Source organism: Paraburkholderia gardini, assembly GCF_907164545.1.
GTDB classification, from domain to species: Bacteria; Pseudomonadota; Gammaproteobacteria; order Burkholderiales; family Burkholderiaceae; genus Paraburkholderia; species Paraburkholderia gardini.
This window is the reverse complement of sequence record NZ_CAJQZB010000017.1, coordinates 51,834-72,742: the sequence shown is the minus strand read 5'-3', so window position 1 is coordinate 72,742 and position 20,909 is coordinate 51,834. Positions and strand designations below refer to the sequence as shown.

General features: G+C 64.5%; 14 protein-coding genes. 9 read left to right on the top strand and 5 right to left on the bottom strand.

Translation table 11 applies throughout. The features are described 5' to 3' along the window. Nucleotides 1–160 precede the first annotated feature (160 nt). Nucleotides 161–829 (top strand): transglycosylase SLT domain-containing protein, encoded by a 669-nt coding sequence (locus LPA37_RS13955; RefSeq protein ID WP_228978477.1) that lies wholly within the window; start codon nt 161–163, stop codon nt 827–829. 28 nt (nt 830–857) lie between these two features. Here LPA37_RS13955 and LPA37_RS13950 read toward each other — a convergent pair whose 3' ends face one another. Continuing rightward, on the bottom strand, nt 858–1,241 hold the full coding sequence (locus LPA37_RS13950) for a tautomerase family protein (RefSeq protein ID WP_228978475.1): 384 nt from the start codon (nt 1,239–1,241) through the stop codon (nt 858–860). Between the two features lie 102 nt (nt 1,242–1,343). On the opposite strand from LPA37_RS13950, the gene LPA37_RS13945 reads away from it, so the two are divergent. The 3 genes from LPA37_RS13945 to LPA37_RS13935 all read left to right on the top strand — a co-directional run bounded on the left by LPA37_RS13945 (nt 1,344) and on the right by LPA37_RS13935 (nt 3,405). Continuing rightward, nucleotides 1,344–2,195 carry a LysR family transcriptional regulator gene (locus tag LPA37_RS13945; protein WP_228978473.1) on the top strand — a complete coding sequence of 284 codons (852 nt, stop codon included), beginning with the start codon at nt 1,344–1,346 and terminating at the stop codon, nt 2,193–2,195. A 74-nt stretch (nt 2,196–2,269) separates the two neighbouring features. Beyond that, a complete protein-coding gene (locus tag LPA37_RS13940) occupies nt 2,270–2,707 on the top strand; it encodes an MbcA/ParS/Xre antitoxin family protein (RefSeq protein WP_228978472.1) in 438 nt (145 codons plus the stop codon). Then, the gene (locus LPA37_RS13935; protein ID WP_229012901.1) at nt 2,704–3,405 is read left to right on the top strand and encodes an RES family NAD+ phosphorylase; all 702 of its coding nucleotides are present in this window, start codon (nt 2,704–2,706) and stop codon (nt 3,403–3,405) included. The genes LPA37_RS13940 and LPA37_RS13935 overlap by 4 nt, the downstream gene beginning before the upstream one ends. A 47-nt stretch (nt 3,406–3,452) precedes the next feature. Here the strand turns inward: LPA37_RS13935 and LPA37_RS13930 are convergent, their stop codons facing one another. The 4 genes from LPA37_RS13930 to LPA37_RS13915 all read right to left on the bottom strand — a co-directional run bounded on the left by LPA37_RS13930 (nt 3,453) and on the right by LPA37_RS13915 (nt 8,033). After that, nucleotides 3,453–4,190 (bottom strand): metallophosphoesterase, encoded by a 738-nt coding sequence (locus LPA37_RS13930; protein WP_228978467.1) that lies wholly within the window; start codon nt 4,188–4,190, stop codon nt 3,453–3,455. A 152-nt stretch (nt 4,191–4,342) separates the two neighbouring features. Then, complete coding sequence (locus LPA37_RS13925; protein WP_228978465.1) at nt 4,343–5,776, bottom strand: cytochrome c; 1,434 nt, start codon at nt 5,774–5,776, stop codon at nt 4,343–4,345. Nucleotides 5,777–5,800: 24 nt separating this feature from the next. Beyond that, nucleotides 5,801–7,402, bottom strand: a complete 1,602-nt coding sequence (locus tag LPA37_RS13920) for a GMC family oxidoreductase (protein WP_229012900.1) — start codon at nt 7,400–7,402, stop codon at nt 5,801–5,803. Between the two features lie 46 nt (nt 7,403–7,448). Further along, nucleotides 7,449–8,033, bottom strand: a complete 585-nt coding sequence (locus LPA37_RS13915) for a sorbitol dehydrogenase family protein (RefSeq protein WP_228978462.1) — start codon at nt 8,031–8,033, stop codon at nt 7,449–7,451. A 359-nt stretch (nt 8,034–8,392) separates the two neighbouring features. On the opposite strand from LPA37_RS13915, the gene LPA37_RS13910 reads away from it, so the two are divergent. The 5 genes from LPA37_RS13910 to glgX all read left to right on the top strand — a co-directional run bounded on the left by LPA37_RS13910 (nt 8,393) and on the right by glgX (nt 20,848). Beyond that, on the top strand, nt 8,393–9,055 hold the full coding sequence (locus tag LPA37_RS13910; RefSeq protein WP_228978460.1) for a DUF1345 domain-containing protein: 663 nt from the start codon (nt 8,393–8,395) through the stop codon (nt 9,053–9,055). A gap of 385 nt (nt 9,056–9,440) precedes the next feature. After that, complete coding sequence (locus LPA37_RS13905) at nt 9,441–12,884, top strand: maltotransferase domain-containing protein (RefSeq protein WP_228978454.1); 3,444 nt, start codon at nt 9,441–9,443, stop codon at nt 12,882–12,884. Continuing rightward, a complete protein-coding gene (treS, locus tag LPA37_RS13900; protein ID WP_228978452.1) occupies nt 12,881–16,339 on the top strand; it encodes a maltose alpha-D-glucosyltransferase in 3,459 nt (1,152 codons plus the stop codon). Before LPA37_RS13905 ends, treS begins: the two co-directional genes overlap by 4 nt. Further along, nucleotides 16,332–18,542: a 1,4-alpha-glucan branching protein GlgB gene (glgB, locus tag LPA37_RS13895; RefSeq protein WP_229012899.1), complete on the top strand. Its 2,211-nt coding sequence runs from the start codon at nt 16,332–16,334 to the stop codon at nt 18,540–18,542. The genes treS and glgB overlap by 8 nt, the downstream gene beginning before the upstream one ends. A 104-nt stretch (nt 18,543–18,646) precedes the next feature. Beyond that, a complete protein-coding gene (glgX, locus tag LPA37_RS13890) occupies nt 18,647–20,848 on the top strand; it encodes a glycogen debranching protein GlgX (RefSeq protein WP_229012898.1) in 2,202 nt (733 codons plus the stop codon). The last annotated feature ends 61 nt before the right edge of the window (nt 20,849–20,909 follow it).

The following is a 20,909-nucleotide window of genomic DNA, read 5'->3' as shown; positions in this document are numbered from 1 at the left end:
TACGGATAAGGAAGATGTACCGATGGTACACGGCCATGCAACGTCCGCAACGCTGCATCGGGGCACAGCCGTTCACGCCGCTGGCGGCTTTCATCTGATCAATCTGGTACTTTTTGCCTCCGCCGCTATAATTCAGCCTTTCACGTCTTTCCCCCGAAGCATGCGACGTCTCCTTGTCCTGATCCTGCTCCCGATCGGTCTGATCGGCCTCTCGCCCTGCGCGATGGCTGGGGAGAACGAGCAGGTCGCGCAGATTTCCGCGTATCTCACGCAGAAGTTCGGTGTCGCCAGGGAAAAGGCCGAGCAGATCTCGGCTGCCGTCACGTCCGCCGCATCGAAATACTCGCTGCCGCCCGCGCTGTTGCTCGCGATCATTTCGATCGAATCGCGCTTCAAGGAAAAGGCGAAAGGCGCCAACGGCGCGACGGGCCTCATGCAGGTCGTGCCGAGCGCCCACAGGCGGCTGCTGAAAAACGTGAACGATCTGACCGAGCCGACCGCCAATATCGAGGTGGGTTCGGCGATCCTTTACGGATACATGCGATCGGCCGGCGGCGACCTGAACGCCGCGCTGAAGAGCTACGGCGGCTCGAAGGCTTACGCGGAAAAGGTGAGCCTGCGCGCGAACTCGTTCGCGCAGGTCGTCGCGCAACCCGACGACACGAAGCCGGATGCCGCCGGCGTCAACGCATGCAACCTGCGCTGGACCAGTAGCGGCCCCGCGCCTGTCGTCGTTTCCACGCCCTTTTTCGCGATCGCGGACAGTTGCGTCGTTGCCATCGCGCCGGCGAGGACCAGCCTCCTCAACGGCCTGATCCCCTCGCCCTGATACCTGCTGATACCAACGCGCCGCGCCGTCAAAGCGCGTAATGCGCGACGCCGTTCCCAAACGACCAGTTCTCCTTCACCACCTCGACGAGATTGATGAGCACATCCTCTCGCCGCACGCCGGGCGACTCCGCCAGGTTATCGACGACCTGCCTGTAGAACGCCTTCTTCTGCTCGATGGTTCGGGTGTTGTTGAACGTGATCTGGACGATGACCAGATCGTCGCTGCGCTCGACGCCCAGATAGTGCCGGTCGAACACGAAATTGCCTTCGTCGTGTTCGTTGATCAGCATGAAGATGTCGTCCGGCGGCACCTTGCAATGTTCGACCAGCGCGCGCTGGATGCCCTCGGTGAGGGCCTTGCGATATTCGACGGACTTGCCAGCGCGAAGCGAAATTCGGGTAAGCGGCATGATGGACTCCCACAAGAAAATGAAAAGTTCAGGTAGCCATCTTGCGCCGGTCGTCACATAATGAATAGATATCACTGAAGATATCAGTCATTTTCAATAGAAATGAAAGTACTCGACCTCGATGCAGTCCGGGCGTTCGTGCTGGTCGCCGATCTCGCCAGTTTCACGCGCGCAGCCGTTGCGCTCGATACCACCCAGTCGGCTGTCAGTCTCAAGCTGAAGCGGCTGGAGGCACACCTCGGCCGCCCGTTGCTGGATCGTACGCCGCGGCTCGTGCGGCTTTCCGCCGAGGGCAAGGCGTTTCTCGACGCCGCGCGCGATCTGTTGCAGGCGCACGAGCGCGCGCTCGGCGCGCTTTCCGTCGAGCATCGCAAGCTCGCGATCGGTTTGAGCGAGCACGTCGCGGGCGCGAATCTGCCGGCGTTGCTTGGCCGGCTGAAGACACACGATCCGGGGCTCGTCGTCGAGCTGCATCTGGGCATGTCGGCGGCGCTGCTGGAGCAGTTCGACGAGCGGCAGCTCGACGCCGTCATCGTTCGCTACGAGCCGGACGAAACGCCGCGTGACGACGCCCAGCCGCTTTTCACCGAACCGATCGCATGGCTCGCGACGCCGGACTGGCTGCCTCCCGTGAACGAGCCGCTGCCGCTTGCGCTGCTCGCGGCGCCCTGCAGCGTGCGCGCCGCGGCGCTACGCGCGCTCGACGACGCGGGCGTAGCGTGGCATGAAACGTTTATCGGCGGCGGCGTGGCGGCTGTCGGCGCGGCAGCGGCGGCGGGCATCGCGGTGTCGCCGCTGGCGCGACGCGTCGCACCGCGCGGACTCGTCGACGCCGGTTCGCGACTTGGTCTGCCCGCGCTGCCTGGGTCGCGCGTGACGTTGCATTCGCGGGTTCGCGACCGGCGCACGCTCGAAACCGTGAGGCTGCTGGCAAGCGGCCTCGCGAGCGGATAATCCGGCACATGGTCTTGCGTTAATCCACAAATGGACTATTATTAACTTATAGTTTATTTAAGGACTACATCATCATGTCCAGTACCGCCCGTGCATTTTCTGCCGAACGCCCCATTGCGCGTGCCGCCGGCGAGCCGTCGGTCACCGAAATGTCGGCGGCTGGCCTGCGTGCGTTCTTCAATATCGCCCGCGACTGGGACCTGAGCGCCGACGAGCAGATCGTCCTGCTGGGCTCGCCCGGTCGTTCGACGTTCTTCAAATGGAAGCAGGCGCCGCAAACGGCAAGGCTTGGCCGCGACACGCTCGAGCGGCTGTCGCTGCTGCTCGGCATTTACAAGGGTCTGCAGATCCTGTTGCCGCCGCCAGCCGCCGCCGATACCTGGATCCGGCGCCCGAACAGCGCGCCGCCGTTCGGCGGCCGTCGCGCGCTCGACCGCATGCTGGCCGGCAATATCAGCGATCTCGTCGCGGTGCGGCAGTATCTCGATGCAATGCGAGGCGGATGGGCGTGACTTCTCCGCACTGGCAGGACCGCTGGCGTGCGACGCCGCTCGACTGGTCGCCCGCATACCGGGTGATACCCACGCGTTTTCCGGCCGTGAACCTGTTCGATCGCGTCGCGTCGCCGGAAGATTTCGAGGCGCTCTACGCGCTCGAAGCGATGACCAACGACCGTCTGCGTACCGAAACCGGCGAACTCGATCTCGTGCCGCGCGAAGAGCGGCGTTTCGGGCCCGGCTGGGGGCCGATCATGGCGGCGTTCACACATCTGAATCCGCTCGGCAGCCGCTTTTCCGACGGCACGTACGGCGTGTTCTATTGCGCGCGCGCGCGCGCCACGGCCATCGCGGAAACGCGCTATCACACCGGCAATTTCCTCGCGGCCACGAACGAGCCGCCATTGCGGCAGCAGATGCGTCTCTACACGGTGATGGCGCACGGCGAAGTCGCCGATCTGCGCGACGATCCGGCGCTGAACCCGGGCGTCCTGTCGCCCGGCGACTACGTCGCGGGCCAGGCGCTCGGGCGCGCCGTGCGGGCCGCAGGCGCATCAGGCATCGTGTATCCGTCGGTGCGGGATGCCGATGGCGAATGTCTCGCCGCGTTCAGAACGACGCTGCTGCGTGACTGCCATCACGCCGCGTATCTGGAATACAACTGGAATGGCAGCGCTGTGGATGTGGTGTTTGAACTGAACCAGATCGGCTGACCGGTATCGGCGATGCCGCGATGCCGTGACGTTGCAGGCCAGGCTGCTCAGGGCAGCGCCATTTCGGCCGCGCCCTGGGCACGCGCCACGTCCACCGTCACCGACCAGCGTTGCGAGCGCCGCGCCTCGACGATCGACAGCTTGCCGCCAGGCCCGAACGCACCGGTATCGACAAACACCTGCGAGCCGATCTGCTGCAACTCACGCATCGGCGTGTGGCCGCAATACGTGAGCGAAAGCCCACGCTGACGCAGCGGGTCGCCCGTGCCCATCGCAAGTTCACGGCCCCACAGCAGTTTCTGGCGGACGTCCTCGGAGAAATCGCCAGCATCGAGATCGTCATCGTTGCCGAAGAACTCGGCGTGCAGGATATTGAAACGCTCAGCGCCGCTGCCCACCACGCGCACGAGCGGCAAGGTCCGGAGCCGTTCCGCGTAGTCGCGCAGCTTCTCGTCGGAGAGCGCCGCGGCCCACGATCCGCCGATGCCATACCACCAGTGACGCCGCAAGCGCCCTTCGGCGACGGCGCACAACGTGTCTTCGTGATTGCCGAGCACGGCATGGAACCACGGCTTGTCGAGCAGCGCGAGCGCTTCTTCCGACTGCGCGCCGCGATCGACCAGATCGCCGACCGAAAACAGCCGGTCGTGCGCCGGATCGAACCCGATTTCGCGAAGCAGATAGCGTAGCGCATCCACGCATCCATGCAGGTCGCCCACGATGAAATCGCGGCCTTTGCGGTTGACGGGATGGTGCCAGACGTCGTTGAAGAGTACGGGGTCCATAGCCCCATGATAGTGCCACGCAAAAATAGCGTATGCGGGGTGTCTATCGTTTCCGGCGCGTATCGTTTGCCGGGGCCGTTACCGGTTCCGGCGGCGTCCCGTGGCGTCCAGCAAGGTCTACCGGACGCCGCGGGAAAAGCAGGAAAAAGCGGTCATTGTTGCGTCGCACGAAGCTTCGCGACCTGACCGACCGACAACGTCGACTGTGGATTGCCGAACTGCTTTGTCACGTAGTTCGCAATTGCCGCAACCTGTTCGTCGGAGAGTTGCGAGGCGAACGAAGGCATCAACACATCGGCGTCTTTCGTCTTACGCTCGACGCCGTGCAGGATCACCATCGCCAGATTGTTCGCGGGGCTCGCGCCCACTGCGCTGTTGTGGATCAGCGCGGGATACGCACCGGGCGCGCTCGCGCCGACGCCCTGTCCGGTCCAGTTGTGACACGACGCGCAGTTCGCGATGAAAAGCTGCGCGCCGTTCACGCCGCTGATCTTCGTGCCGCGCAGGGCCACGACGTCGTTCGCCGGCGCGCCCCATGCCGTGCGCGGCCGTGCGTCGCCACCGTTCACGGGCGGCACCGAGCGCAGGTAAACCGCGATCGAGCGCAGGTCTTCAGGCGTCAGATATTGGGTGCTGTCCGCCACCACTTCCGCCATCGGCCCAGCCGCGTTCGCGCGACCGGATACGACGCCCGTCGACAGATAGCGCGCGACGTCTTCGTCGCTCCAGTTGCCGATGCCGCTGATCTTGTGCGGCGTGATGTTGAACGCGTGCCAGCCGGCCTGCGTCGCGCCGGCAAAACGTTCATCCGTCTTCAGTCCTTGCGTGATGTTGCGCGGCGTATGGCATTCCTCGCAATGCGCGAGTCCCTCGACGAGATACGCGCCGCGATTCCACTCCGGACTCTGCTTCGGATCGGGAACGAAGCGTCCTTCGGTGAAGTTGAACATGTTCCAGAACACCATCAGCCAGCGCTGGTTGAATGGAAACTTCACGTCGTTGGCGGGCGGCGTGTAGTGAACCGGCGTGAGCGTATTCAGATACGCGCGTATGGCGAGCACGTCGCGTTCGGTAACCTTCGTGTATTCGGCGTACGGGAACGTCGGATAGAGCCGCTCGCCGCCCTTGCCAATGCCTTCGTGCATCGCCTTCAGAAAATCGGCATCCGTCCAGCTGCCGATGCCGGTATCCGGATCGGGCGTGATGTTCGGCGTGTAGAACGTGCCGAACGGCGTCGCGATCGGCAGACCGCCCGCGAACGGACGGCTCTTGTCCGCCGTATGACAGGCCACGCAGTCGCCCGCGCGAGCGAGGTACTCGCCGCGCTTCACGAGATCCGGCGTCGCACTACCCACGCCGTTGCCCATGCTGTTGCCTCCTGCGTCCTGCGCGAACGCCGCGCTGATCGGCGATTCATCCTCGTGACGCACGTCCATGGCGTGCGATGCGTACCACGCGAGATACAGCGCCAGCAGCGAAAACGCGGCAGCCAGCGTCGCCATATGCCGGCGACGCCGGCGCTCGACAGGAATGTGCGACTGTGCGCCCGGCCCGGCCGGCTGCACGCTCGACGTTTTTTTCGTCATGGTGGCTCTCCGTCAGGTTGAGGGTCAGAGTTCGCGCTTGAGCTTGTCGGCGATCCGCAGCGAAAGCGCGGCGATCGTCAGCGTGCAGTTCACCGATGCCGCCGTCGGCATCACGCCGCTGCTCGCGATGAAGAGATTCGGATGATCATGCGCGCGACATTCAGGGTCGACGACCGAATCCGACGGATCGCTACCCATGATCGTGGTACCCATGATGTGATTGTTCGGCGCGAAGGTGTCGTCGAAACTCACTTCCGTACCGCCGAAAAGGCTCGCGATCCGCGCGTAAAGCTCGTGTGTATTCGCGGCGCTCTTTTTCACGTAATCGTTGATCGAGTAGTAGATCTCAGGCTGTGGAATGCCGAGCGAATCCTTGTGATCCGCCGAAGGCACGATGCGGTTCTGCGGCTCGGCCAGATGTTCGTGGAAACTGTTGATGTTCAGCGTGCGCGCCGCACGGTCGCGAATCTGCCGGTCGAGTTCGGCGCCCGTCAGGCCTTTCTTGAGCAGATCGGCAGTCACGCCCATCGTCGCGACGCCGTTCGACAGATGCAGCTTTTTTGCCGCGTATTCCGAGCGAAACTCGCCGTCGCGGAAATTGACGATCGAGGTCATCTCCATCGGCCCTCGCCCCGGCCATAGCGGCTCGTTCGCGAGGAACGTGACGCCCGTGCCCGGATGGTCCATCAGGTTGCGGCCCACCTGGTCGGAGCTGTTGCCGATGCCCTTCGGGAACCGGTCGGAGGTCGACATCAGCATCAGCTTGGGCGTTTCGATACCGTTCGCCGCGAGCACGAAGAGCTTGCCGGTCACGCGCGTGCTGTTGCCATTGGGGTCCTTGTAGTGCACCGCCGTGACAAGCCCCTTTTCGTCCGATTCGACCTTGTAGACGACCGCCTGCGGGATCAACGTCGCGCCTGCCTGTTCGGCCTTTTCCGCGTGCACGACACCGTTGTACATCGCCGCGATCGGACAGATCGGCATGCAGTTGTTGTTGCCGCAGCAGGTTGGACGCGTATCGTACGGGCGGCTGTTGCGCGCGACCGGCTCAGGCACGACCTTGAAGCCCTGCGGATTCAGCAGGTCGGAAAAACGCTGGTCCATGTACGAGAGCGGCAATGCGCTCATCGGATAAGGCTTCGAGCGCGGCGAGCCCAGATCGACCGACGCATCCGGACCGGACACACCCAGTTGCACCTCGGCGGCGAAGTACCACGGTTCCAGCGCTTCGTACGGAAGCGGCCAGTCGCGCCCGACGCCGTACAACGTCTTCAACTTGAAATCCGACGGCAGCAGGCGCCAGGCCGCCGCCGCCCAGTGCCATGTCGTACCGCCGACAAGCCGCAGATACTGCGAGTTATACGGATACTCGCCCTTCTGGATCAGATAGCCGTTCGCGGGGGTGTACTCGGGATGCGGTGAGTAGGGCGTCGAAGGATACGGTGTCGCGAAATCGGCCTTTGCCGGCGAGTTGCGGAAATTCTCGACGATCTGCCAGCGCGGAATGCGTGGCCCGGCCTCGAGCAGGATCACGGACGCACCGGCCAGTGCCAGCTGATGCGCGATCAGACCACCCGCGACACCCGAGCCGACCACGACCACGTCGGCGGAATGTGAATTTGCCATTGTTACCCTCTAGTGTCGACCGGCGATGCCCGGCAGCCGGCGCTGCTCAGACATGTTGCGGTTTTTGTGTCCAGTAAAACGGCACGTCGAGGCAATACGACGGGATCGTGAGGACGTCCTTCACCGGGTCGAACATCAGCGCACGCTCGTATGCCACGACCTGCACGTGCGGCGCCTCGCCGACAAGGCCGAGATACCACGCGCGCATGATCGCGCCGACGGCCTTCGCAAGCGGCGGCTGGTCGGCCTGCAGCGCCTGCGTGACCGTATCGGAGGGCACGCCGCCGTGACTCTGCAGCCATGTGTTGAGCGCGGCGACGTTCTGGGCAAACACACTGTCCGATTTCAGCAACGTGTCGTAGATGCGACGTCCCAGTACCGGATCGAAGCTCGAACGACCGGTGAGATGCTGCGACAGGGCAAGGAAGGCATCGAGGCCGCCACCTTGGGGAGCGTCGGCGAATGCGGGAGAAATGGCGGAGAAGCCGTATGGCAGGCCGGGACGGCCCGCCGTCGTGAAAGCGAGCACGGCCGCGCCGGCGAACGCGCAGAGGACCAGTGCCCGGCGGCGAGCGGATTGCGGCGCCGTCACGTGAGCGGCGGGTGCATCGTTCTCGCGAACATCTGTCATGGGGGCTCCAGATGATGTTATTGGATCAGCCAGCAGGCCAGCGGCAACGCGGTGCGTACGTTACGTTCGTTATGCCAGGGCCGGCATGCGGGCTGTCTGCCCCAAACCTGGTCATCGCCGCTTGTGCGGTCTCTTGATGTCATGGTGATGCTGGCGGAATACACGCGGCTACCGGCCTGACATCAGCCTTTCATCTGTGAAGGCGGTGCGGGAAGACCGACGTCCGTTGCGACAGACTATAGCCAAAGTGTGCGTATTCGACAATTGCGGGCCGGACATCCCGGTAGAATCAACGAGGCTGTCCAGACCTGCGCACGCCCAGCCCCGCGAACGAAGAGAACGCTTCTTCTCACATCAACATGAACATGAATCCGTATCCGCAGGTGCTTCGCAACCGGCCACGCATGGTCCTCGGGCTCGCCGTCGGCGTGGCGGCCGCGCTGCTGTTGCCGGGCGGTCTGCGTCCGATGGTGCGGATCCTGTTCGCATGGGACGTCGCGGTGTGGGCGTATCTCGTGTTCCTGTGGTTCCACATGGCGACCGCAGAGCAGGCCCAGGTACGCAAGTTCGCCGTGCGCGAAGACGAGAATGCGGGCGTCGTGCTTTTCATGGTCTGCCTCGCGACGGTCGCCAGCATCGCTGCAATCGTGCTCGAACTGGCCACGGTCAAGAGCTTCAAGGGCGGCACCGGCGCGCTGCACTACGCGATCACCGGCGCGACGCTGATGGGCGCCTGGTTCCTGATCCCGACGATCTTCACGTTGCACTACGCGCGCCTCTACTACGGCGGCGACCACGAGCAAACCCCGCTGCAGTTTCCCGATCACGGTCTCAAGCCCGACTACTGGGACTTCCTGTATTTCTCGTTCACGATCGCCGTCGCCTCGCAGACGGCCGACATCGCGCTGCGTTCACGCCCGATGCGGCGCGCCGTGCTTGCGCAGTCGGTGCTCTCGTTCTATTTCAACGTCGCGGTACTCGGGCTGTGTGTGAACATCGCCGCCGGCCTGCTCGGTTCCTGATTCCCTGATATTCCCCGTGGCCGTGTAAAAGCCGCGCGTCGACCAACCGATTTACACGCGCACCGCACGCTGCCTTGCCGTGTGGCCGGCGTGCGGCTGCGTGAGGCTGGGCAGGGCCGGGTATCGTCCGCTGCGCCCTGTCTGGCACAGCGCTTGCTGCATCCGCTCGGTCGATCCGGCCTGGCGCCGTTGCGGGCATCTTTGCGGACCGCTTCGCGATTCCATGCGGCGACATGTCGATCTTTGCACTACATTGACCAGTACGCGCACGTGCCCCAGGCATCCGTCAGGCATCGCGCGGCATCCGGCTCTGGAAGCCCAACGAGCGATGTGATCGCACCGTACGTGCATCCACACCGTGGCAGGACCAAACTGGACACGACAGATGGAACCTCCTCACGCTTACGCGCCGCGGATCTATTTCCTTCATCCCACCCTCGTCGGACCACTCAGGGCCTGGGCAGCCCAGTTTGAACATGCGGCATCGCTCGGCTTCGATCACGTGCTGATCGGCGCGCCGTTCCAGCCCGGCAACGCGAACCATGGTCAGATCGTCGCCGATCACGACCGGCTGCATCCCGTATTCGACGCACATCAGCCCGCCACCGCCGCGCTGCAGGAGCTCGCTACCGCGGCGCGCGAGCATGGGCTGACGCTGCTGCTCGACATCGTGCTCGATCGCGTCGCCGCCGATGGCGCGCTGTTTCGCGATCACACCGGCTGGTTTCATCCGTTCGAACCCGAGGAAGCGCGGCTCGACCCGCGCCACGGGCTACGCGAAGACAACGTGGCGTACGCGAACTTCGCGAACCCCGAAGCATCGGGCCATCTGCTCGACTGGTGGACACAGAAGCTCTCCGCGCTCGCCGCGGCGGGCGTCGGCGGGTTTCGCCTCGACTCCCCGCAACACGTGCCTGCCGACGGATGGCGACGGCTTGGCGAAGGCGTGCGCGCGCGCCATCCGCGCGCGCGGTTTCTCGCCGCCACGCCCGGTCTCACACGTGACGACATGATGAAACTTGCGGGCGCGGGCTTCGACAGCGTGTTCTCGTCGGTGCGCTGGTGGGATTTTCGCGCCCCGTGGCTCACCGAGGAACACGCGACGCTCACGCGTATCGCGCCGCCCATCGCGTTTCCCGAGGCACCGTACGGCACGCGCCTCGTCGCCGACCTGCCCGGCGTGCATGACGCGGGCGCCATCGAGCGCGCGTACCGGCGCGCGCTGAACGTGGCGGCGGCCGTCGGCACCGGCTGGCTCGTGCCGATGGGTTTCGAATACGGCATGGCGCTGCCGATGTCGTACACACGCGGCAACGCAGCCGATTACGCGGCCGCGCGCCAGTCGGCACACTTTGACCTGACGAAAGAAGTTGCTCACGCGAACGCGCTCCAGCGCGATCTGAACACGCTCGGCACGTCCGGCGAACTGCGCGCGCTGAGCGGACCCGGCGCGCCGGCCACGGTGCTGTTGCGCGGCAACCGTGCCGATCTGCGCGACGCGAGCGAAGCGGTGCTCATCGTCGTCAATCCCGATCGCGATGTACCGGTACCAATCGATCCCGCGCGCTTCCTTGATGGCGTGCCGGGCAGCTTCACGCGCTTCGCGTCGCTCGACAGGGAAACCGCCGAAGCGCCAACGCACGCGTTGCCGTCCTTCACACTGCAACCCGGCGCGTGCCGGCTCTTCAGCGCGCTCGCCGGCAAGCCCGTGATCCTCGCGCCGCCTGTCGACAAGGCCAGCAGCAAGCATAGCGGCCACAAGACGGTGATGGACGCCATTGCAGCGGCGCGCGTGGCGATCGAAAGCGTGACGCCCTCGATCGACGACGGACGTTTCCCGGTCAAGCGCATCGTGGGCGAGCACGTCGAGGTGCGAGCCGCCATCTTCGCCGAGGGCCACGACAGGATCGCCGCGGCCGTCATCTGGCGCGCCGCCGACGAAACCGTCTGGCACGAAGCGCCGATGTTTCCCGCGCAGCCTGCCGGCAACGATCTCTGGTCCGCGCACATTCCGCTCGAACGGGTCGGCCGTCATGAGTTCACGGTGACCGCATGGCGCGACGACTTCGCGTCGCTGACCGAACACATACAGAAGAAGCTGAAAGCCGGCCAGACCGTCGAACTCGAAATCGACGAAGCGAGTCATCTCTTCGCACTCGTGCTTGCCGAAGTGGAGACCGCTGAAAGCGCGGTCACCGGGCCGCTCACGCACGTCGTCCGCGAATTCACCAAAGCCGACGCCGCGGGCCGCCTCGAACTGCTGCTCGCGCCGGCCACCGCGAAAGCCGTCGCCGCCGCGCGCCACCGGCCGTTCCTCACGCGCGACCCGGTGATCTACCGGATCGAGTCGGAACGTGCCGCCGCGCGCTTTGCAAGCTGGTACGAAATCTTCCCGCGCTCGATGAGCGACGACGTGAACCGTCACGGCACGTTCGCCGATGTCGTCACGAAGCTGCCGCGCATCCGCGACATGGGCTTCGACGTGCTGTACTTCCCGCCGGTCCATCCGATCGGCGTCACGAACCGCAAGGGACGCAACAACACGCTGAACGCACTCGAAGGCGACGTCGGCAGTCCGTACGCGATCGGCGGCAAGGAAGGCGGCCATACGGCCGTGCATCCCGAACTCGGCACGCTCGACGACTTCAAGCGCATGCTGGCCGCCGCGCACGAACACGGCCTCGAAATCGCACTCGATTTCGCGATTCAATGCTCGCCCGATCACCCGTGGCTGAAGGAACATCCGACGTGGTTCGCGTGGCGCCCCGACGGCACGCTGCGTTACGCGGAAAATCCGCCAAAGAAGTATCAGGACATCGTGAATCCGGACTTCTATACGCACGACGCGAAGCCCGACCTGTGGATCGCGTTGCGCGACGTGATCCTGTTCTGGATCGACGCGGGCGTGCATATCTTCCGCGTCGACAACCCGCATACGAAGCCTCTGCCGTTCTGGGAATGGATGATCGCGGACGTGCGCGCGCGTCACCCCGACACGATCTTTCTCGCCGAAGCCTTCACGCGGCCACGCATGATGAACCGCCTTGCGAAGATCGGCTTCTCGCAGTCGTACACGTATTTCACCTGGCGCGAGTCGAAGCGCGATTTCATCGAGTATCTGACCGAACTCACGCAGAGCAGCGCGCGCGAGGTCTACCGGCCGAATTTCTTCGTCAATACGCCCGATATCAATCCGCGCCATCTGCAGTCGCAGGGGCGTGCGGGTTTCGTGATCCGCGCGGCGCTGGCCGCGACGCTCTCGGGGCTGTGGGGCGTCTATAGCGGCTTCGAACTGTGCGAGGCCGCCGCACTGCCGAACAGCGAGGAATATCTCGACTCCGAGAAGTACCAGCTGCGCGCATGGGACTGGAACCGCCCGGGAAACATCGTCGGCGAAATCACCGCGCTCAACCGCATTCGCCGCGCGCATCCCGCGCTGCACACGCATCTGGGCGTCACGTTCCTGCCCGCGCACAACGAGCACATCCTGTTCTTCGAAAAGGCAACCGAAGCGCGCGACAACGTGATCGTCGTCGCGATCAATCTCGATCCGTTCAACGAACAGGGCGCGGATATCGAGCTTTCGTGGGCGACGTTCGCGCACTGGCACCTGAACGATCAGGCGGCAATCGAAGTCGTCGACCAGATGACGGGTCAGCACTTCGAATGGTACGGAAGGTGGCAACACGTGCGGCTCGATCCCGGCACGCGACCGTTCGCGATCTGGCGCATTGCACCCGCTGACGGATTACCCCGCGACATCCCCGACAACCACGGCGAGACCGGCACGGACTTCGACGTCGACTCACCGAACGAAGGTGCGATATGAAACGCGACGACACCCCCGAAAGCGCCTCGCATGCCCGCACGACCGGTGCGGCGACCAGCGTGGCGGCACCGGTTGGCCACCCCACACCGCACAAGGCCGGCGCGCGGCGCGGCAAGCCCTCGGCGTTGAGCGACGATCCGCTCTGGTACAAGGACGCGATCATCTACCAGGTGCACATCAAGTCGTTCTTCGATGCGAACAACGACGGCGTCGGCGATTTTCCCGGGCTGATCGCGAAGCTCGACTACATCGCCGAACTCGGTGTGGATGCGATCTGGCTGCTGCCGTTCTATCCGTCGCCGCGTCGCGACGACGGCTACGACATCGCCGATTACCGCAACGTCCATCCGGATTACGGCAATCTCTCCGACGTCAGACACTTCATCCAGGAAGCGCACGCGCGCGGTATCCGCGTGATTACCGAGTTGGTGATCAACCACACGTCGGACCAGCATCCGTGGTTCCAGCGCGCGCGTCGTGCGAAGCCCGGCTCGAATCATCGCAACTATTACGTGTGGTCCGATACCGACCAGAAGTACACGGAAACGCGCATCATCTTCATCGATTCCGAGCCGTCGAACTGGACACACGATCCGGTTGCGGGCGCGTACTACTGGCATCGCTTCTACTCGCATCAGCCGGATCTGAACTTCGACAATCCCGCGGTGCTCAGGGAAGTGCTGCAGGTGATGCGGTTCTGGCTCGATATGGGCATCGACGGTCTGCGGCTCGACGCGGTGCCGTACCTCGTCGAACGCGAAGGCACGAACAATGAAAACCTGCCGGAAACCCACGCGGTCCTGAAGAAGATTCGTGCGACGATCGACGCCGAATATCCGAACCGGATGCTGCTTGCCGAAGCGAACCAGTGGCCGGAAGACGTGAAGGAATATTTCGGCGACGAAGACGAATGCCACATGGCGTTCCACTTTCCGCTGATGCCGCGCATCTACATGTCGATTGCGAGCGAGGACCGCTTTCCGATCACCGACATCATGCGGCAGACGCCGGATATCGGCGAGACGAACCAGTGGGCGATTTTCCTGCGTAATCACGACGAACTCACGCTGGAGATGGTCACCGATTCCGAGCGCGACTACCTGTGGAATACCTACGCGAGCGACCGGCGCGCGCGTCTGAACCTCGGCATTCGTCGCCGGCTTGCGCCGCTGATGGAGCGCGACCGCCGACGCATCGAACTGATCAATTCGCTGCTGCTCTCGATGCCGGGCACGCCGGTCATCTATTACGGCGACGAGCTCGGCATGGGCGACAACATTCACCTGGGCGATCGCGATGGCGTACGCACGCCGATGCAATGGTCGTCCGACCGTAACGGCGGCTTTTCGCGCGCCGATCCTGAACAACTGGTGCTGCCACCCGTGATGGGATCGCTCTATGGCTACGACGCGGTCAACGTCGAATCGCAGAGCCGCGATCCCCACTCGCTGCTGAACTGGACGCGCCGCATGCTCGCCACCCGGCGCGCCAAGCGCGCGTTCGGCCGCGGCACGATCCGCTTTCTGAGGCCTGACAACCGCAAGATTCTCGCGTATCTGCGCGAAGTGCCGGATGAGCCGACGATTCTCTGCGTCGCCAATCTTTCGCGCGCGCCGCAGGCGGTCGAACTGGATCTGTCCGAATTCGCCGGCACCGTGCCGATCGAAATGACCGCCGATTCCGTGTTCCCGGCGATCGGGCAGCTGACCTATCTGCTGACGTTCCCGCCATATGGTTTTCTGTGGTTCCTGCTTTGCCCGGGCAACCAGCGCCCGACATGGAGCCAGGCGCATTCGGAGCCGCTGCCCGAATTCGTCACGATCGTGATCCGCGAGGGCCAGCTCGGCCCGACGCCGGAGAACGTGCGTCTGCTCGAATCGGAAGTGCTGCCTTCATGGCTCACCCGCCGGCGCTGGTTTGCGTCGAAAGACCAGAAGCTGCAGGCCGTGCGCCTCGCCGCACTGACAACGATTCCCGATGCGGGCTTTGCCTTCACCGAAATCGAAGCGGACGTCGGCGGTCACACGGAACGCTACGTCGTGCCGCTCGCGATCACCTGGGGGAGCGACACCACTACACCGCTCTTCATGCAGCTCGCGCTTGCACGCGTGCGGCGCGTGCGCAACATCGGGCATCTGACGGATGCCTTTTCGCTGCCGCAATTCGCGCACGGCGTGCTGCGCAAGCTGCGCGAGCGCGCCGTCGTTCCGACCGTGCAGAAGAGCGAGATCTGCTTCGTTCCAACCGACCGCTTCGACGAACTCGACCTGGGCGACCGGCCCGAGATCCGCTGGCTCGCGGCCGAGCAGAGCAACAGCTCGCTCGTGATCGCCGACGCGATTGTGCTGAAGCTCGTGCGGCGGCTCGTCGACGGCATTCATCCGGAAGCGGAAATGAGCCGCTATCTGACGAAGATCGGCTACCCGAACACCGCGCCGCTGTTCGGCGAAGTCGTGCGCGTCGATCCCGCGGGCGTGCCGCACACGCTCGCGATCCTGCAGGGCTTCGTCGACAACCAGGGCGACGCGTGGAACTGGGCGCTCGACTACCTGCGCCGGGTCGTGGACGAACTCGCTTTCACCACCGACGGCATCGAACCGTCACCCGACCGCGCCAACGAAGAAGAAGCGATCGAAGGCTACCGTTCGCTCCTGGGCACTATCGGCAAGCGGCTTGGCGAGTTGCACGTCGCACTTGCGTCGCCATCGGACGATGACGCGTTCGCGCCCGAAACAGCGTCGCCGCAGCAGGTGCAGGCGTGGATCGACGGCACGCAGTCGCTGCTCGCGACCGCGCTCGATATCCTCGCGGAACGCATCGATCAGCTCGTCGACGATACGCGCGACCTCGCGAAGAGCCTGCTCGAACGGCGCGCGGCGCTCACCGAGGCCGTATCGAAACTCGTGCCGGCCAACGCGAAGGCACTGCGCACCCGCATTCACGGCGACTTTCACCTGGGTCAGGTGCTGGTCGCGCAGGGCGACGCGTTCCTGATCGATTTCGAAGGCGAACCGGCACGGACGCTCGAGGAACGGCGCATGAAGTCGAGCCCGCTGCGCGACGTCGCGGGTCTGATGCGATCGCTGTCATATGCGAGCGCAGCCGCGCAATCGACAATGGAAAACGCGCCGCAGCAAACTGCCGACCGCAAGCGCACGCTCTTCGACCGCTTCCGCGGGTTTGCAACGCAGGCATTCCTCGACGAGTATCGCAACGCCATCGAGGCGGCGCCGCAACCGCTCGTCGAACCTGCGTTCGAGGCAGCACTGCTCGACCTGTTCCTGATCGAGAAGGCCGCCTACGAGATCCGCTACGAGGCCGCCAACCGGCCGACGTGGCTAGGTCTGCCGGTGCGTGGACTCGCGGCGCTCGCGAGCCGCATGCTGGGCGATACCGGCACACCATCGCACGATCCCGCTGCACCGGATCCGCAAGGCGGAGGCGACCATGAATGATCGCGACCTCACCATCGGACTGAATCCGCTCGATATCGACGCGCTGGTCGAGGCGCGCCACCCCGACCCGTTCTCGCAACTCGGGCTGCACCAGACCGATGCCGGCCCGGTCGTGCGCGCGTTGCTGCCCAACGCGGCGGGCGTCACGATCATCGCGCGCGACGACGGTCGCACGCTCGGTGAACTCACGCATATCCGTCACGGCCTCTTTATCGGGCACGTTTCGAACGCGGTGCCCTATCGTTTGCGCATCGACTGGCATGGCACGCCGCAGGAGATCGAAGATACGTACGCGTTCGGCAACGTGCTGTCCGACGAAGCGCTAACGCGTCTCTCGCATGGCGATCCGTATGCGGTACTCGAATGTCTCGGCTCACGCCCCGTGACGGTCGACGGCGTGCCCGGCGTGCGTTTCGCCGTGTGGGCGCCGAACGCGCGACGCGTTTCCGTGGTCGGCGATTTCAACGCGTGGGACGGACGCCGTCATCCGATGCGTCTGCGTCATCAGGCAGGCGTGTGGGAGCTGTTCGTGCCGCGCGTGGCCGCCGGTGCGCGCTACAAGTACGAAATGCTGACGCGCGACGGCCATCCATTGCCGCTCAAGGCAGACCCGTGCGCGATGCAGACCGAGCGGCCACCCGCGACGGGTTCGGTGGTCGCGCACGTCGACGAGGTCGAGCAGTTTCCGTGGACCGACCACGCGTGGATGCAGTCGCGCGGCGGCAGGCAGACCGCGAAATCGCCGATCTCGATCTACGAAGTGCACGCCGAGTCGTGGCTGCGCATCGCCGAGGAAGGTCATCGCGGCCTGACGTGGGAGGAGATGGCCGGGCGCCTGATTCCATACGCGAAGAGCATGGGCTTCACGCACATCGAGTTCCTGCCGGTGGCCGAGCATCCGTTCGGCGGTTCGTGGGGATATCAGCCGCTTGCGCAGTTCGCGCCGTCCGCACGCTTTGGCAAGCCGGAGGAATTCGCCGCGTTCGTGAACCACGCGCACGAAGAAGGACTCGGGATCATCCTCGACTGGGTGCCCGCGCATTTTCCGAATGACGCACACGGTCTGATCGAATTCGACGGCACGCCGCTCTACGAGCACGCCGATCCGCGCGAAGGCTATCACCAGGACTGGAACACGATGATCTACAACCTCGGCCGCAACGAGGTGAGTGCGTTCCTCGTGGCGTCCGGGCTGGCGTGGCTCAAGCGCTATCACGTCGACGGCCTGCGCGTGGACGCGGTTGCCTCGATGCTCTATCGCGACTATTCGCGCGCGGCCGGCGAATGGGTGCCGAACATCCATGGCGGCCGCGAAAATCTCGAATCGATCGCGTTCCTGAAGCGGCTGAATCACGAAGTCAAGCACATGCCCGACGTACACGGCGCGATCACGATCGCCGAGGAATCGACCTCCTGGCCGGGCGTCACGGCGCCGCTCGATCAGGGCGGCCTCGGCTTCGACTTCAAGTGGAACATGGGCTGGATGCACGACACGCTGCACTACATGCACGAGGACCCGGTGCATCGCCGCTATCACCATCACAACATGACGTTCGGGATGGTCTACGCGTATTCCGAACGCTTCGTATTGCCGCTTTCACACGATGAGGTGGTGCACGGCAAGGGCTCGCTGCTCGGCAAGATGCCTGGCGACCGCTGGCAGAAATTCGCGAACCTGCGCGCGTACCTCGCGTTCATGTGGACCCATCCGGGCAAGAAGCTGCTCTTCATGGGCGGCGAATTCGGGCAGCTTGCCGAGTTCAATCACGACCAGTCGCCGCACTGGCATCTACTCGACGATCCGTTGCATCACGGCACGCAGATGCTGGTGCGCGACCTGAACCGTCTGTATGACGACGAACCGGCGCTACACGTGCTCGACAGCGAGCCCGGCGGATTCGAGTGGATCATCGGCGACGACAGCGGGAACAGCGTGTTCGCGTTCAGGCGCGTGGACGGTGCCGGTCGCGAACTCGTCGCCGTGTGCAACTTCACACCGGTGCCGCGCCCCGGCTACCGCATCGGCATGTCGCGCGCCGGCCGCTGGCGCGAGGTGCTCAACACGGATGCAGGCGTTTATGGCGGCTCGAACGTCGGCAACGGCGGGCTGATCCACACGGAAGATGTGGCGAGTCATGGCAAACCGCAATCGGCAACGCTCGTGCTGCCGCCGCTCGCGACCATCGTTCTGCGCGCGGACTGAACGCCTTGTGCAGCACCATCCGCACACGAAGCAACGCATGGATAAACGCCGGTGGGAGGTTGTAGTTCCCGATCGCGCACAAATCAGAACAAGGAACGGGAATCATGTCGCATGCGTTACCCGACCGGTTGTCGCCGGGTTCTTCCTGGCCGCTCGGGGCCACCTGGGATGGCCTTGGTGTGAACTTCGCCGTGTTCTCCGCGAACGCACAGCGCATGCAGTTGTGCCTGTTCGACCCGACTGGCCGCAAGGAACTGACACGCTTCGACATGCCCGAATGCACCGACGAAGTCTGGCACGGCTACCTGCCAGGTGCGCATCCGGGCACCGTCTACGGCTTTCGCGCTGACGGCCCTTACCAGCCGCAGGACGGCCATCGCTTCAATCCGCACAAGCTGCTGCTCGATCCGTACGCGCGCAAGCTCGTCGGCCAGTTCCGCTGGTCCGACGCGCTCTTCGGTTATCGCGTGCATTCGAACCGGCTCGATCTGTCGATCGACCGCCGCGATTCGGCGCCGGCGATGCCGAAATGCATCGTGGTCGACGAGGCGTTCGACTGGTCGCACGACGCGCGCCCGAACGTGCCGTGGGGCGAAACGGTGATCTACGAAACGCATCTGCGCGGCGCATCGATGATGCGGCCCGGCCTGCGTCAGCACGAGCGCGGCACGTTTGCCGCGCTCGCCGCGCCCGATTTCATCGATCATCTGCTCAAGCTCGGCGTGACCGCGGTGGAATTGCTGCCGGTGCATGCGTTTCTGAACGACCGGTTCCTGGTGAGCCGCGGCCTGCGCAACTACTGGGGCTACAACACCGCCGCGTTCTTCGCGCCGGAGCCGTCGTATCTGTCGATGCACCGCCTCGACGAAATGCGTATCGCCGTGCGTCAGCTGCACGCGGCCGGAATCGAAGTCATTCTCGACGTGGTCTATAACCACACCTGCGAAGGCAACGAACAGGGGCCGACCGTTTCGTGGCGCGGCCTCGACAACGCGAGCTACTACCGGCTGATTCCCGGCGACGAGCGGCATCACATCAACGACACCGGCTGCGGCAACACGCTGAACATCCAGCATCCGCGCGTGCTGCAGATGGTGATGGATTCGCTACGCTACTGGTCGACCGCGTTCAATATCGACGGCTTTCGTTTCGATCTCGGCGTGACGCTCGGCCGCGAGCATTCCGGATTCGATCCCGGCTCGGGTTTCTTCGATGCGATCCGCCAGGACCCCGTGCTCTCGCAGCGCAAGCTCATTTCCGAGCCGTGGGATATCGGCCCGGGCGGCTATCAGCTCGGCAATCATCCGCCAGGGTTCGGCGAATGGAACGACCGTTTCCGCGACACCGTTCGCCGTTTCTGGCGCGGCGACGCCGGACTTCGCCCCGATCTGGCCGCGCGTCTGACAGGATCGGCCGATCTCTTCAACCGGCGCAGCAGGAAACCGTGGGCGTCGGTGAATTTCGTGGCTTCGCACGACGGGTTCACGCTCGCCGATCTCACCGCCTACGAGCACAAGCACAACGAGGCGAATACCGAAGACAACAACGACGGTCACAACGAGAACTGCAGCAGGAACTGGGGCATTGAAGGACCCACGGACGACCCGGAGATCATCGAAACGCGCGCGCGCGTGGCGCGCTCGATGACCGGGACGCTCTTCATGGCGCTCGGCACGCCGCTCTTCCTGGCCGGCGACGAGTTCGGCCGCACGCAGCAGGGCAACAACAACGCATACTGTCAGGATAACGAGATTTCCTGGCTCGACTGGGAACGTGCGACGCTGCCGAGCGGCGCGCGGATGACAGAATTCGTCTCACGCGTGATCGCGTTGCGCAAGGCGCATCCGCTGCTGCGCGAGATGCGTTTCCTGTCCGGCGATCACGAAGTGCTGCCCGGCCTCTACGATGTTGGCTGGTTCGATGAACGCGGCGAGCCTTTGACGATCGAAGCATGGCAGGATCCCGAAGGGCGCGCGCTGACCTTGCGTCGCGCCGGCCCCGATCTCAATGGTCAAACGGAAGTATTGTTGATGATGTTGAACGCGTCGTCGGAGGCACTGATGTTTTCGCCGCCTCCGCCTCATCTGGAATGGAATGTGCTGCTCGATACGGCCCGCCCCGAAGCGCCGGCGCATCCGCTTGTCACGCCCACGCTCGAAGTCGCTGCGCACGCGCTCGTCGTGGTTGGCGCGCTGCCGGTCGGCGACGCGGACTGGCAGGCTGGATGGCGTGCAGGCGCGCAGTACGGACCGCGCCTCCTGACCGCGTTGCCGCCCGATCCGGGCGGCACGCCGGATCACGAATGAGCCGCGCCGCGTGCGTCGCACACTGTCTCGACTGTCCCGCCGGCTGGGACATCCGCAAGAG